14 protein-coding genes are annotated in these 13,385 nt (G+C 63.4%); 5 read left to right on the top strand and 9 right to left on the bottom strand.

What is annotated here, in order from left to right; translation table 11 throughout:
• Nucleotides 1-104 precede the first annotated feature (104 nt).
• From ACFY68_RS03020 to glyQ, 4 genes are read right to left on the bottom strand one after another with little or no spacing between them, the layout of a single operon-like run.
• Nucleotides 105-890 carry a lysophospholipid acyltransferase family protein gene (locus ACFY68_RS03020; RefSeq protein ID WP_387523177.1) on the bottom strand — a complete coding sequence of 262 codons (786 nt, stop codon included), beginning with the start codon at nucleotides 888-890 and terminating at the stop codon, nucleotides 105-107.
• A 46-nt stretch (nucleotides 891-936) separates the two neighbouring features.
• Nucleotides 937-1,464: a D-glycero-beta-D-manno-heptose 1,7-bisphosphate 7-phosphatase gene (gmhB, locus tag ACFY68_RS03015; RefSeq protein WP_387523175.1), complete on the bottom strand. Its 528-nt coding sequence runs from the start codon at nucleotides 1,462-1,464 to the stop codon at nucleotides 937-939.
• Between the two features lie 3 nt (nucleotides 1,465-1,467).
• Nucleotides 1,468-3,519, bottom strand: a complete 2,052-nt coding sequence (gene glyS, locus ACFY68_RS03010) for a glycine--tRNA ligase subunit beta (protein WP_387523173.1) — start codon at nucleotides 3,517-3,519, stop codon at nucleotides 1,468-1,470.
• Nucleotides 3,516-4,463: a glycine--tRNA ligase subunit alpha gene (glyQ, locus tag ACFY68_RS03005; protein WP_012312032.1), complete on the bottom strand. Its 948-nt coding sequence runs from the start codon at nucleotides 4,461-4,463 to the stop codon at nucleotides 3,516-3,518. The genes glyS and glyQ overlap by 4 nt, the downstream gene beginning before the upstream one ends.
• Nucleotides 4,464-4,546: 83 nt before the next feature.
• Between glyQ and ACFY68_RS03000 the strand changes: the two genes are divergently transcribed.
• Nucleotides 4,547-5,098: a DNA-3-methyladenine glycosylase I gene (locus ACFY68_RS03000; RefSeq protein ID WP_346612760.1), complete on the top strand. Its 552-nt coding sequence runs from the start codon at nucleotides 4,547-4,549 to the stop codon at nucleotides 5,096-5,098.
• 41 nt (nucleotides 5,099-5,139) lie between these two features.
• Nucleotides 5,140-6,027 carry a lysophospholipid acyltransferase gene (locus ACFY68_RS02995; RefSeq protein WP_387523171.1) on the top strand — a complete coding sequence of 296 codons (888 nt, stop codon included), beginning with the start codon at nucleotides 5,140-5,142 and terminating at the stop codon, nucleotides 6,025-6,027.
• Nucleotides 6,028-6,205: 178 nt separating this feature from the next.
• On the opposite strand, the gene ACFY68_RS02990 is transcribed toward ACFY68_RS02995, so the two are convergent.
• The 5 genes from ACFY68_RS02990 to def are packed head-to-tail and all read right to left on the bottom strand — an operon-like array spanning nucleotide 6,206 to nucleotide 10,729.
• Complete coding sequence (locus ACFY68_RS02990) at nucleotides 6,206-6,514, bottom strand: tetratricopeptide repeat protein (RefSeq protein WP_387523169.1); 309 nt, start codon at nucleotides 6,512-6,514, stop codon at nucleotides 6,206-6,208.
• Nucleotides 6,515-6,525: 11 nt separating this feature from the next.
• Nucleotides 6,526-7,899: a Trk system potassium transporter TrkA gene (gene trkA / locus ACFY68_RS02985; RefSeq protein ID WP_346612763.1), complete on the bottom strand. Its 1,374-nt coding sequence runs from the start codon at nucleotides 7,897-7,899 to the stop codon at nucleotides 6,526-6,528.
• Nucleotides 7,900-7,922: 23 nt separating this feature from the next.
• Complete coding sequence (gene rsmB, locus ACFY68_RS02980; RefSeq protein ID WP_387523167.1) at nucleotides 7,923-9,233, bottom strand: 16S rRNA (cytosine(967)-C(5))-methyltransferase RsmB; 1,311 nt, start codon at nucleotides 9,231-9,233, stop codon at nucleotides 7,923-7,925.
• Complete coding sequence (gene fmt / locus ACFY68_RS02975) at nucleotides 9,230-10,162, bottom strand: methionyl-tRNA formyltransferase (RefSeq protein WP_346612765.1); 933 nt, start codon at nucleotides 10,160-10,162, stop codon at nucleotides 9,230-9,232. The genes rsmB and fmt overlap by 4 nt, the downstream gene beginning before the upstream one ends.
• A gap of 60 nt (nucleotides 10,163-10,222) precedes the next feature.
• Nucleotides 10,223-10,729, bottom strand: coding sequence for a peptide deformylase (gene def, locus ACFY68_RS02970; protein ID WP_346612766.1), 507 nt, complete (start codon nucleotides 10,727-10,729; stop codon nucleotides 10,223-10,225).
• Nucleotides 10,730-10,935: 206 nt separating this feature from the next.
• Between def and dprA the strand changes: the two genes are divergently transcribed.
• From dprA to ACFY68_RS02955, 3 genes are all read left to right on the top strand, one after another.
• Nucleotides 10,936-12,033: a DNA-processing protein DprA gene (gene dprA / locus ACFY68_RS02965; RefSeq protein WP_387523165.1), complete on the top strand. Its 1,098-nt coding sequence runs from the start codon at nucleotides 10,936-10,938 to the stop codon at nucleotides 12,031-12,033.
• 37 nt (nucleotides 12,034-12,070) lie between these two features.
• Complete coding sequence (locus ACFY68_RS02960; protein ID WP_387523163.1) at nucleotides 12,071-12,628, top strand: L-threonylcarbamoyladenylate synthase; 558 nt, start codon at nucleotides 12,071-12,073, stop codon at nucleotides 12,626-12,628.
• A 305-nt stretch (nucleotides 12,629-12,933) separates the two neighbouring features.
• Nucleotides 12,934-13,278: a DUF3077 domain-containing protein gene (locus ACFY68_RS02955; protein WP_387523161.1), complete on the top strand. Its 345-nt coding sequence runs from the start codon at nucleotides 12,934-12,936 to the stop codon at nucleotides 13,276-13,278.
• Nucleotides 13,279-13,385: the final 107 nt, after the last annotated feature.

The raw sequence follows: 13,385 nt of genomic DNA, 5'->3' as shown, positions 1-13,385 counted from the left end.
TTTTCAGAAAAATGTCATACGCAGAAATAAACAGCTAATTCATATACTTAGCGTTCACTTCGGGTATTGCGTTGAAAAACTGCTAACAAGTTATCCACAGAACGTCAGGCAATCTGCTCGTGGGGTTTTTCATCCACCGGTGGCAGCGAGCCCATCGCCCGTTGGGTCGCTTCATTCCAGGCAGCCGCGCGGTCATTGAGCTCGGCAATGGCACGTGGGCCGGTGCCATTGGCGTACATCGGCGCGCCGATAACCACTTCGATGGTACCTGCGCATTTGCCCCAACCCGTCTTCGGCCAGAACTTGCCAGCGTTGTGCGCGATCGGCAGCACCGGCAGCCCGGCGTTCACCGCCAGTGCGGTACCCCCGCGGGAGAACTTGCCCACCGTACCGAACGGCACACGCGTACCTTCCGGGAAGATCAGCACCCATACCTTTTGCTTGAGCAGCTCATCACCCTTGCTGGCCACATGGCGCAGCGCTTCCTTGGGGTTGTCGCGGTCAATCGCGATCGGCCGCAGCATGGCCATTGCCCAGCCGAAGAACGGTACGTACAGCAGCTCGCGCTTGAGCACCTGGCTCAGCGGCGAAAAGTACTGGGAAAGGAAGAAGGTCTCCCAGGTGCTCTGGTGGTTGGACAGGATCACGCATGGCTCACTCGGCACATTCTCGGCGCCGGTGATCTTGTAATTGATGCCAAGGATGGTACGGGTCAAAAACAGCGCGCAGCGACACCAGTACACGTTGATGAACTTGTAACGCTTGGGGAACGACAAGAATGGCGCGATAAAAAAGCTCAGCGAGCACCACAGCAGCGAACTGGTGCCCAGCAGCAGGTAAAAAAGAAAGATTCTGATCGCCTGCAGGATCGACATAGTGGCATGTACCATTGCGGGGCTCGCCCGCCTGAGAAAAATGCGCCCTGGGGCGCATCGTTTAAATTAGTTCTCTGGCGATAGCTGCCAGATCGTCGAAAATCAGTGTAGTTTCAGCGATGCCTTTTTCCAGGGTTCGCTCGCCCTTGCCGGTTTTCACCAACACGGGTTGTGCACCGACGGCCAGGGCGGCCTCCAGGTCACCTTTGCTGTCGCCGACGAACCATACGCCGTGCAGGTCGGCGTGGTAGTGGTCGGCGATTGCCCGCAGCATGCCTGGCTTGGGCTTGCGGCATTCGCAGCCCTCGTCCGGCCCATGCGGGCAATACACGATATGGCCGACTTCGCCGCCCTGTTCGGCCACTAGCGTGCGCAGGCGCGCATGCATGGCCTCGAGGGTTGCCAGCGAATAGTAGCCACGGGCAACGCCGGACTGGTTGGTGGCCACTGCCACCGTCCAGCCCGCTTTGCTCAACTGCGCGATGGCCTCGACGGAACCTGGGATCGGCACCCACTCCTCCAGCGACTTGATATAGGCGTCGGAGTCCTGGTTGATCACCCCGTCACGATCGAGAATCAGCAGTTTCAAGGCTTACCCCAGCAGCGAAATGTCGGCCACACCCAGGAACAGACCGCGCAGGCGGCTGAGCAGGGCATAACGGTTGGCGCGCACCTTGGCGTCCTCGGCGTTGACCATCACCGCCTCGAAGAAGGCGTCGACCGGGTCACGCAAGGCAGCCAGGCGGGCCAGCGCTTCGCTGTACTGACGCGCAGCCGCCATCGGTTGCACGGCCTGGTCGGCCTGCTGGATGGCGGAGTACAGGGAGAACTCGTTGGCGTTGTCGAAATACTTCGGCTCGACCTGTTCGGCGATGGCGCCTTCGGCCTTGCCCAGCAGGTTCGATACGCGCTTGTTCACCGCGGCCAGGGCTTCGGCTTCCGGCAGCTTGCGGAAGGCCTGCACGGCCTGCACACGCTGGTCGAAGTCCAGCGCCGAGCCCGGCTTCAGGGCACGGACCGACAGGTAGGTGGCGACGTCGATGCCTTCGTCTTCGTAACGCGCACGCAGGCGGTCGAAGATGAACTCCAGCACCTGCTCGGCCAGGCCGGCAGCCTTGATCTTGGCGCCGAACTGCTTGACCGCGAACTCGACCGCACCGGTCAGGTCCAGGTCCAGCTGCTTCTCGATCAGGATGCGCAGCACGCCCAGGGCGGCACGGCGCAGTGCGTACGGGTCTTTGCTGCCGGTGGGCAGCATGCCGATACCGAAGATGCCGACCAGGGTGTCGAGCTTGTCGGCGATGGCCACGGCCGCACCGGTAAGGGTCTGCGGCAGCTCGGCGCCAGCACCGCGCGGCATGTACTGCTCGTTCAGGGCCAGGGCGACGTCTTGCGGCTCGCCGTCGTTGAGCGCGTAGTAGTAACCGGCAACGCCCTGCATCTCGGGGAATTCACCGACCATCTCGGTGGCCAGGTCGCACTTGGACAGCAGGCCGGCGCGGCTGGCGCGCTGGGCGTCGCCGCCGATCAGTGGGGCAATGAAGGCTGCCAGCCTGGAAACGCGCTCGGCCTTGTCGTAGACGGTACCCAGCTGTGCCTGGAACACCACGTTCTTCAGGCGCTCGTTGAAGGTTGCGAGCGGCTGCTTTTTGTCCTGCTTGAAGAAGAACTCGGCGTCGGTCAGGCGCGGGCGTACGACCTTTTCGTTACCCTGGACGATCTGCTGCGGGTCACGGCTTTCGACGTTGGCCACAGTGATGAAGCGCGGCAGCAGCTTGCCTTCGCTGTCCAGCAGGCAGAAGTACTTCTGGTTGTCCTGCATGGTGGTAATCAGGGCTTCTTGCGGCACCTCGAGGAAACGCTCCTCGAACGAGCACACCAGCGGCACTGGCCACTCGACCAGGGCAGTCACCTCGTCCAGCAGCGCCGGTGGCACGATGGCGGTGCCTTCCTGCTGCATGGCCAGTTCTGCGGTGCGCTTGGCAATCAGCTCGCGGCGCTCGGCGAAGTCGGCCAGCACGTAGGCTTTGCGCAGGTCTTCGACATAGTTGGCCGGGGTGGTGATAACCACGTTTTCCGGGTGGTGGAAACGGTGGCCACGCGATTCACGGCCGGCCTGCTGCGAGAGGATGGTGCAGTCGACAACCTGGTCGCCGAGCAGCATCACCAGCCACTGGGTCGGGCGCACGAATTCTTCACGGCTGGCGGCCCAGCGCATGCGCTTGGGGATCGGCAGGTCGTTGAGCGAGTCTTCGACGATGGTCGGCAGCAGGCTGGCGGTTTCTTTACCCGGGATGTGCTGGGAGAAACGCAGCTTGGCGCCGCTCTGGTCGATTTCCGACAGCTCTACACCGCACTTTTTGGCAAAGCCCAAGGCAGCCTGGGTCGGCTCGCCGTCTTTGAAAGCCGCCTGCAGGGGCGGGCCATCGATATTGATGCTGCGGTCAGGCTGCTGCACGTCCAGCTGGCGAATCAGCACGGCCAGGCGGCGCGGCGCGGCGTAGACCTGCTTGCCGGTGTAGTTCAGGCCAGCGGCCTGCAGGCCTTTCTCGATACCGGCCAGGAAGGCGTCGCCGAGGGTGGCCAGGGCTTTGGGTGGCAGCTCTTCGGTGCCCAGTTCTACCAGGAAATCTTGAGCACTCATTGTGCAGCCTCCAGCTTAGCCAACACTTCGTCACGCAGTTCAGGGGTGGCCATCGGGAAGCCCAGGCGTGCGCGGGCTTGCAGATAGCTTTGCGCCACGTCCCGGGCCAGGGTACGGACACGCAGGATGTAACGCTGGCGTTCGGTCACCGAGATGGCGCGGCGGGCGTCGAGCAGGTTGAAGGTGTGCGAAGCCTTCAGCACCATTTCGTAGGTCGGCAGCGGCAGGTCCAGCTTGATCAGGCGGTTGGCTTCGCTTTCGTAGAAGTCGAACAGCTCGAACAGTTTCTCGACGTTGGCGTGCTCGAAGTTGTAGGTCGACTGCTCCACTTCGTTCTGGTGGAACACGTCGCCGTAGGTGACCTTGCCGAACGGGCCGTCGGCCCAGACCAGGTCGTACACCGAGTCGACACCCTGGATGTACATGGCCAGGCGCTCCAGGCCGTAGGTGATTTCACCGGTGACCGGGTAGCACTCGATGCCGCCCACTTGCTGGAAGTAGGTGAACTGGGTGACTTCCATGCCGTTGAGCCAGATTTCCCAGCCCAGGCCCCAGGCGCCCAGGGTTGGCGATTCCCAGTTGTCTTCGACGAAACGGATATCGTGGACCAGCGGATCCAGGCCAATGGCTTTCAGCGAGCCGAGGTACAGCTCCTGGAAGTTGGCCGGGTTGGGCTTGAGCACTACCTGGAACTGGTAGTAATGCTGCAGGCGGTTGGGGTTTTCGCCATACCGCCCGTCGGCAGGGCGACGGCTTGGCTGCACGTAGGCGGCGTTCCAGGTTTCTGGGCCGACGGCGCGCAGGAACGTGGCGGTATGGAAAGTGCCGGCGCCTACTTCCATATCGTAGGGCTGAAGCACCACACAACCTTGAGCTGCCCAGTAGTTCTGCAGGGCGAGGATCAGGTCTTGGAAGGTACGCACGGCTGGCGTAGGCTGGCTCACGAAATTCACCTGTATCTGGGGATGCGGATGTAAAGAGCGGGAGTATAACCTGATTCGCCTCGCCCTCTACTCATTGGAGCCTTATGCCACGCTGCTTTTGGTGTACCGACGATCCGTTGTACCAGGCCTACCATGACCAGGAATGGGGAACGCCGCAGCGTGATCCGGCGTTGCTGTTCGAGATGCTTTTGCTCGAAGGGTTCCAGGCGGGCCTGTCATGGATCACCGTTTTGCGTAAGCGCGAGCGCTATCGCGAGGTGCTGGAGGGCTTCGACCCGGTCAAACTGGCACAGATGAGCGATGAGCGGATCGAGGAGCTGATGCTTGATGCCGGCATCATCCGCAACCGCCTCAAGCTCAATGCCGTAAGGCGCAATGCCAAGGCCTGGCTGGCTGTGGATAACCCTGCCGAGTGGCTCTGGTCGTTCGTTGGCGGCGTGCCGAAGGTCAACCACTTCAAGGGCCGCAGCGATATTCCGGCAGTCACCGACGAGGCCAGGGCGATGAGCAAGGCCCTGCAGAAGGCCGGCTTTACCTTCGTCGGCCCTACCATCTGCTACGCCTTCATGCAGGCTACTGGCATGGTCATGGACCACACCACCGATTGTGATCGCTACGCCGCCTTGCTGCGCTGAGGGGTTACAATGCGCGCCTTGCTGAAATAAGGAATTCGCCTGTGGAAAAGTTCAAGGGCGCCCTGATGGTTGGGGTGCTGCGTCTGTTTGCCAAGCTGCCCTGGGGCGCGGTGCAGCGCGTCGGCGCCGGGATCGGCTGGCTGATGTGGAAACTCCCCAACGGTTCGCGCAACGTCGTGCGGATCAACCTGGCCAAGTGCTTCCCGGAGATGGCCCCGGCCGAGCGTGAGCAACTGGTCGGCCGCGCGCTGAGAGACATCGGCAAATCCTTTGTCGAAAGTGCGTGCGCCTGGATCTGGCCGCCGCAGCGTTCGCTGGACCTGGTCAAGGAAGTGCACGGCCTGGAAGTGCTGGAGCAGGCCCTGGCTTCTGGCAAGGGCGTGGTGGGGATCACCAGCCACCTGGGTAACTGGGAAGTGCTCAACCACTTCTACTGCAACCAGTGCAAACCGATCATCTTCTACCGCCCGCCGAAGCTCAAAGCTGTGGATGATCTGTTGCGCGAACAGCGCGTACAGATGGGTAACCGGGTGGCGCCTTCGACCAAGGAAGGCATCCTCAGCGTGATCAAGGAAGTGCGCCGGGGTGGCCAGGTGGGCATCCCCGCAGACCCCGAGCCGGCTGAATCGGCGGGTGTGTTCGTGCCGTTCCTGGGTACCCAGGCGCTGACCAGCAAGTTCGTGCCCAACATGCTGGCGGGTGGCAAGGCGGTCGGGGTGTTCCTGCATGCGCTGCGGCTGCCCGATGGCTCGGGCTTCCGGGTGATTCTGGAAGCGGCGCCAGACGCCATGTACAGCACCGATGTGACCGAATCGGCGGCGGCCATGAGCAAGGTGGTCGAGCGCTATGTGCGCGAGTACCCGAGCCAGTACATGTGGAGCATGAAGCGCTTCAAGAAGCGCCCGGCTGGCGAGCCGCGCTGGTACTGAGATTGTTGGGGGCGCTTTGCGCCCCTTTCGCTGGCAAGCCAGCTCCCACCTTGACCGTGCTGGCTCGAGCTCATGTTTTCGCCTTGGACAACTCTGGCTTGTACAAAGCCCATGGGGTTGCTAGGCCACTGTGGGAGCTGGCTTGCCGGCGATGGGCTGCAAAGCAGCCCCGGCAATCTCAGACCTTGTTGAGTTTCTTCAGGAACACGGTCATCTCTTTCTCGGCCTGCTTGTCGCCATGGGCCTGTGCCGCCACGATGCCGTCTTCCCAGGCCTTGCGCGCCGCTGGCAGGTCACCCTGCAACTGATGCGCCTTGCCCAGCAGTTTCCACGCTGCGGAATACTTCGGATCCTGCTCCACACACCGTGCCAGGTGCACCGCCGCCTCAGCGCCGTTGCCCTCGTCCAGCCAAGCCTTGCCCAGGCCGAACCTCAGCAGCGGGTTATCCACACCCTTGGCCAGCATTTTCTCCAGCGATTCGCGCATGCCTTCTTCCCCTAGAAGAAACTCAAGCCGACGTGGAACAGCTTCTCCACATCCCGAATATGCTTTTTATCCACAACGAACAGAATCACATGGTCGCCCGACTCGATCACCGTGTCGTCGTGGGCAATCAACACTGCTTCGTCGCGGATGATCGCGCCGATGGTGGTGCCGGGTGGCAGGGTGATGTCTTCGATGGCCTTGCCGACCACCTTGCTCGATTTCGAGTCGCCGTGTGCCACCGCCTCGATAGCCTCGGCGGCGCCGCGGCGCAGGGAGTGGACGCTGACGATATCGCCACGGCGCACATGCGCCAGCAGGGTACCGATGGTGGCCAGCTGCGGGCTGATGGCGATATCGATGTCGCCGCCTTGCACCAGGTCGACGTAGGCCGGGTTGTTGATGATGGTCATCACCTTGCGTGCGCCCAAGCGCTTGGCCAGCAGCGACGACATGATGTTGGCTTCGTCATCGTTGGTCAGGGCCAGGAAGATGTCGGCATCGGCGATGTTCTCTTCGAGCATCAGGTCCTTGTCCGAGGCACTGCCCTGCAGCACCACGGTGCTTTCCAGGGTGTCGGAGAGGTGGCGGCAGCGTGCCGGGCTCATCTCGATGATCTTCACCTGGTAACGGCTTTCGATAGCCTCGGCCAGACGTTCGCCGATCTGCCCGCCGCCGGCGATGACCACACGCTTGTTGGTCTCGTCGATGCGCCGCAGTTCGCCCATTACGGCGCGGATGTCTTTCTTGGCGGCGATGAAGAACACTTCGTCGTCGGCCTCGATCACGGTGTCCCCGCGTGGGGTGATCGGCCGGTCGCGGCGGAAGATCGCCGCCACGCGGGTATCGACGTTGGGCATGTGGGCACGGATCTGGCGCAGTTGCTGGCCCACCAGGGGGCCGCCGTAGTAAGCCTTGACCGCTACCAGCTGCGCCTTGCCTTCGGCAAAGTCGATCACCTGAAGCGAACCCGGGTGTTCGATCAGGCGCTTGATGTAGTTGGTCACCACCTGCTCGGGGCTGATCAGCACGTCCACCGGAATGTGGTCGTTGTGGAACAGCTCTTCGCGGGTGAGGTAGGCCGACTCACGCACCCGGGCAATCTTGGTCGGGGTGTGGAACAGCGAATAGGCCACCTGGCAGGCGACCATGTTGGTCTCGTCGCTGTTGGTCACCGCCACCAGCATGTCGGCGTCGTCGGCACCGGCCTGGCGCAGCACCGTCGGCAGCGAGCCGCGGCCCTGCACGGTACGGATATCCAGGCGGTCGCCGAGGTCGCGCAGGCGGTCGCCGTCGGTGTCGACCACGGTAATGTCATTGGCTTCGCTCGCCAGGTGCTCCGCCAGCGTACCGCCCACCTGCCCTGCGCCGAGGATGATGATCTTCATCCGCTACTCCCTACCCTGTTTATTCACCCGCGCGAGGCGGCGATCTTGATCAGCTTGGCATAGTAGAAACCGTCGTGGCCGCCTTCCTGGGCCAGCAGCTGGCGGCCATGCGGCTGGCGTATGCCCGCCTCGGTGGCCAGGTCCAGCTCACGGGCACCCGGGGTGCGAGCGAGGAACGCCTCGATCACTTCGGTGTTCTCGGTCGGCAGGCTGGAACAGGTGGCGTACAGCAGCATGCCGCCCACTTCCAGGGTCGGCCACAGGGCATCGAGCAACTCGCCCTGCAGCGTGGCCAAGGCCGGAATATCGTCGGCCTGGCGGGTCAGCTTGATGTCCGGGTGGCGGCGGATCACGCCGGTGGCCGAGCACGGGGCGTCGAGCAGGATGCGCTGGAACGGCTTGCCGTCCCACCAGCTGCCGGTGTCGCGGGCGTCGCAGGCGATCAGCTCGGCGTCCAGCTGCAGGCGGTCGAGGTTCTCGCGTACACGGGTCAGGCGCTTGGCTTCGAGGTCGATGGCAACCAGGTGCGCCAGGCCGGCTTCGGCTTCGAGCAGGTGGCAGGTTTTGCCGCCCGGCGCGCAGCAGGCGTCGAGCACGCGCTGGCCGGGTGCCAGTTCGAGCAGGTCTGCCGACAGCTGCGCGGCCTCGTCCTGCACACTCACCCAGCCCTCGGCGAAGCCCGGCAGGCTGCGCACGTCACAGGCCTCGCTCAGCACGATACCGTCGCGGCTGTACTGACAGGCGATGGCGTCGATGCCGGCCTGGGCCAGCAGCGCAAGGTAGGCATCGCGGCTGTGATGGCGGCGGTTGACCCGCAGGATCATCGGCGGGTGCGCGTTGTTGGCGGCGCAGATGGCCTCCCACTGCTCGGGCCAGAAGGCCTTCAGCGCCTTTTGCAGCCAGCGCGGGTGCGCGGTACGGACCACCGGGTCGCGCTCCATGCCGGCAAGCAATGCTTCGCCTTCGCGCTGGGCACGGCGCAGCACGGCATTGAGCAGGCCCTTGGCCCAGGGCTTTTTCAGTTTGTCGGCGCAACCGACGGTTTCGCCGATGGCGGCATGGGCCGGGATGCGTGTGTAGAACAGCTGATAAAGGCCGACCAGCAGCAAGGCTTGCACATCGGCATCAGCTGCCTTGAACGGCTTCTGCAGCAGTTGCGCAGCGAGCAGGTCGAGGCGCGGCTGCCAGCGGGCGGTGCCGAATGCCAGGTCCTGAGTCAGGCCGCGGTCGCGTTCATCGACTTTGTCCAGTTGTGCGGGCAGCGAGCTGTTCAGCGAGGCCTTGCCACTGAGTACAGCGGCCAAGGCACGGGCGGCGGCGAGGCGTGGGTTCATTGGCCGAGCACCTTGCCGGTAGCGAACTTCTCGCGGCGGCTGTTGAACAGGTCGCTGAAGGCCAGGGCCTTGCCGCCGGGCAATTGCAGGCGGGTCAGGCTGAGCGCCTGGTCACCGCAGGCGACCACCAGGCCGTCCTTGCTGGCGGACAGGATCTCACCCGGGGCACCTTTGCCTGTGGACAGGTTGGCGGCCAGCACCTTCACACTTTCGCCATCCAGGGTGCTGTGGCACACCGGCCAAGGGTTGAAGGCGCGGATCAGGCGCTCCAGCTCCACGGCCGGGCGGCTCCAGTCGATGCGCGCTTCGTCCTTGTTCAGCTTGTGAGCGTACGTTGCGAGGGTGTCGTCCTGCACTTCACCTTGCAGGCTGCCGTCGGCCAGGCCGGCGATGGCTTGAACCACGGCAGGCGGGCCCATTTGGGCGAGGCGGTCATGCAGGCTGCCGCCGGTGTCTTCGGCGCTGATGGGCGTCACTACCTTGAGCAGCATCGGCCCGGTGTCCAGGCCGGCTTCCATGCGCATCACGGTCACGCCGCTCTCGGCATCGCCGGCTTCCACAGCGCGCTGGATCGGCGCAGCACCGCGCCAGCGTGGCAGCAGCGAGGCGTGGCTGTTGATGCAACCCAGGCGTGGGATGTCCAGCACCGCCTGCGGCAGGATCAGGCCATAGGCGACCACCACCATCAGGTCCGGCTTCAGTGCGGCGAGTTCGGCCTGGGCATCTGCGTTGCGCAGGGTTGGCGGCTGGAACACCGGGATGTCATGGGCCACTGCCAGCGCCTTGACCGCGCTTGGCATCAGCTTCTGGCCACGGCCAGCGGGGCGGTCGGGCTGGGTGTAGACCGCGACGATCTGGTAAGGGCTGTCGAGCAGGGCCTTGAGGTGTTCGGCGGCAAACTCTGGAGTGCCTGCAAAGACGATGCGCATGGAGTTCTCGCTTCAAAAAAGAAAAAGGCTTGCCGGAGCAAGCCTTCTGGAAGGTGGGGATCAGGCTTGCTGGCGATGCTGCTTTTCCAGCTTCTTCTTGATCCGGTCGCGTTTGAGCTGCGACAGGTAGTCGACGAACAGCTTTCCGTTGAGGTGATCGAATTCGTGCTGCACGCACACTGCCAGCAGGCCTTCGGCTTCCAGTTCGTAGTGCTTGCCGTCACGGTCCTGGGCCTTGACGCGCACCCGCAGTGGGCGGTCGACGTTTTCGTAGAAGCCAGGGACAGACAGGCAGCCTTCCTGGTACTGGCCCATGTCGTGGGTCAGCTCTTCGACGGTCGGGTTGATGAAGACGCGCGGCTCGCTGCGGTCTTCGCTCAGGTCCATCACCACGACCTGCAGGTGGACGTTGACCTGCGTGGCAGCCAGGCCGATGCCGGGCGCTTCGTACATGGTTTCAAACATGTCGTCGATCAGCTGGCGCAGGGCGTCGTCAAACTCCGTCACCGGTTTGGCAATGGTGCGCAGGCGCGGGTCTGGGAATTCGAGAATGTTCAAGATGGCCATAAGGTCAGGCAGTCACTGTGCGTTCGGTTGAAAACTGAGCACACATAATAAAGGGAATCGGCGATTTCGGCACCTGGCAAGCTCGTCTAGGGTGTCTATGGGCTTGATAGCGTCCACTTAATGGACAGCTTTTCAAAGTGTTACCCACAAAGTTATCCACAGGTTGTGCCACGTAAATGGCCCTGTTTCGATCAAGGACGATCACTATGCCGACCCACCATTCGTCGCTCTGCCCGCCTGCCGAACTGGAGGCCCGATTACGCTTGCACCGCCTTCCCGAGACAGGCTTGCGTCGTTTCCACACCTTGCTGGAAGCCTTTGGCAGCGCCTCTTCGGCGCTCAGTGCACCCGCCGGGGCGTGGCGTGCGCTGGGCATTGCCCAGGCCACAATCGACGCCCGCCGCAGCCCAGAAGTTCGCGATGGGGCATTGGCTGCAATGGCCTGGCTAGAGCAGCCGGGCCAGCATTTACTGATGTGGGACAGCCCTGGCTACCCTGCACTGCTGGCTGAAATCGACGATGCGCCGCCCCTGCTTTTCGTCGCAGGCGACCCCACGTTGCTCGACCGACCGCAGCTTGCGATCGTGGGCAGCAGGCGTGCTTCACCACCGGCAATCGACACGGCCCGAGCCTTTTCGCGTTACTTGGCACAAGCCGGTTTCACCATCACCAGCGGGCTCGCCCTGGGCATCGACGGTGCCGCCCATCGGGCTGCTTTGCAAGCTGGAGGCGGCACCATTGGCGTGCTCGGCACGGGCTTGCAAAAACTTTATCCACAACGCCACCGGGACCTTGCCAAGGCGATAATCGACAGCGGCAGCGCGCTGGTTTCCGAGTACCCGCTGGACGCCGGGCCGCTGCCAGGTAACTTCCCACGGCGCAACCGCATCATCAGCGGCCTGTCGCTGGGTGTGCTGGTGGTCGAGGCTAGCCTGGCGAGCGGTTCTTTGATAACAGCGCGCCTGGCCGCGGAGCAGGGGCGGGAGGTTTATGCCGTCCCAGGCTCCATTCACCACCCCGGTGCCAAGGGTTGCCACCAGCTGATCCGTGACGGCGCGCTGTTGGTGGAAAGCGTGCAACAGATTCTAGAGAGCCTGCAGGGTTGGCAGAACCTGCCGCCCGCTGTGGCGGATAAACCCAAGCACCCGTTGCTGGCCTTGCTGCATGCCGCACCGCAGACCAGCGAGGCGCTGGCGCTGTGCAGCGAGCAGCCTCTGGCGCAGGTATTGGCACAACTGACCGAACTGGAGCTCGAAGGCCGAGTAACGAATGAAGCTGGGCGTTGGTTTGCCCGCGTGGGCTAAGTAAACTGCGCCCATGGCTTAAATGCGGAGAATACAAATGGTGAGCAGTTGGCGTGTGCAACAAGCCGCACGTGAGATCCGGGCTGGCGCAGTGATCGCCTACCCGACGGAAGCGGTCTGGGGCCTGGGCTGCGACCCGTGGAACGAGGACGCGGTGTATCGCCTGCTGGCGCTGAAGTCACGGCCTGTGGATAAAGGGCTGATTCTGGTCGCCGACAACATCCGCCAGTTCGACTTCCTGTTCGAGGATTTCCCCGAAGACTGGATCGACCGCATGGGCGGTACCTGGCCGGGGCCGAATACCTGGCTGGTGCCGCACCAGGACCTGTTGCCCGAGTGGGTGACTGGGCAGCATGACACGGTGGCGCTGCGCGTCAGTGACCACCCGGTGGTGCGTGAGCTGTGCGCGCTGGTGGGGCCGCTGATTTCCACCTCGTGCAACCCCGGCGGCCGCCCGGCGGCGAAGACCCGGTTGCGGGTTGAGCAGTACTTCCACGGCCAGCTGGACCTGGTGCTTGGCGGGGCGCTGGGGGGCCGGAAGAACCCGAGTGTGATTCGCAACCTGGCAACCGGCGAGGTTGTGCGCCCGGGCTGATACCGCTGGCGAGGGCTTCGCCCTCGATCGCCGGCAAAGCCAGCTCCTACAGGTACTGCACATGGCTTGAAGCCGGTGCGGTCGATGTGGGAGCTGGCTTGCCGGCGATTGGGCCGCAAACTCCTGCAGATTTTTCTGATTCTGTCTCGAATGGTTGTCCGGTTTGAGGATTGGGAAATATCCTACGAGCCGCGTCCCCTGCCATCACCTGTTCAGTAGGAACCAGTGCCTTTAGCCTCAATCCGTCGCCGAATACCTTGGCGATCGGGTGTGGTAGCCCGGATGCATTTTTTCCATGACAGTCTATGGCGGCTGTGCGTGGGAGGCTTTCGAGCCTGCCTGGATTGGAAAATGCCCGGGTCTACCACCCCGCGTACAGTCGCCCCTTCGGCCGCTGCGACGCCGGCCACGACCCTCTCTTCACCGTCAACCCGAACATTCCCGCCGAGGACGCTCTGGTCCACGTAGCCCTGTACCTGTGCAGTGCCTACGAAACCGGCTACAAAGCCCTGGACCACATGCGCGAAGAAGGCCGTGGCATGTTCTGGTCGAACCTGCATGCGATTGAAATGGCAGAGGGTGTGATTGAGGCGCTACTCGATGGCATCGAGTCGACCCGTCCACCGACAAACCTGCCCTCACAGGCATAGCGCAGCTATCGAAGCCGACGCAGTGCCTGTAGGAGCGGGCTTGCCCGCGAACACCGGCAGAGCCGGTGCCATCCACCGAGGTGGCTTCTTCACGGGTACGCCCGCTC

Origin of the sequence: Pseudomonas sp. NPDC012596 (assembly GCF_042902325.1) — a bacterium.
GTDB lineage: Bacteria > Pseudomonadota > Gammaproteobacteria > Pseudomonadales > Pseudomonadaceae > Aquipseudomonas.
This window is presented reverse-complemented; position numbering and strand designations above follow the sequence as displayed.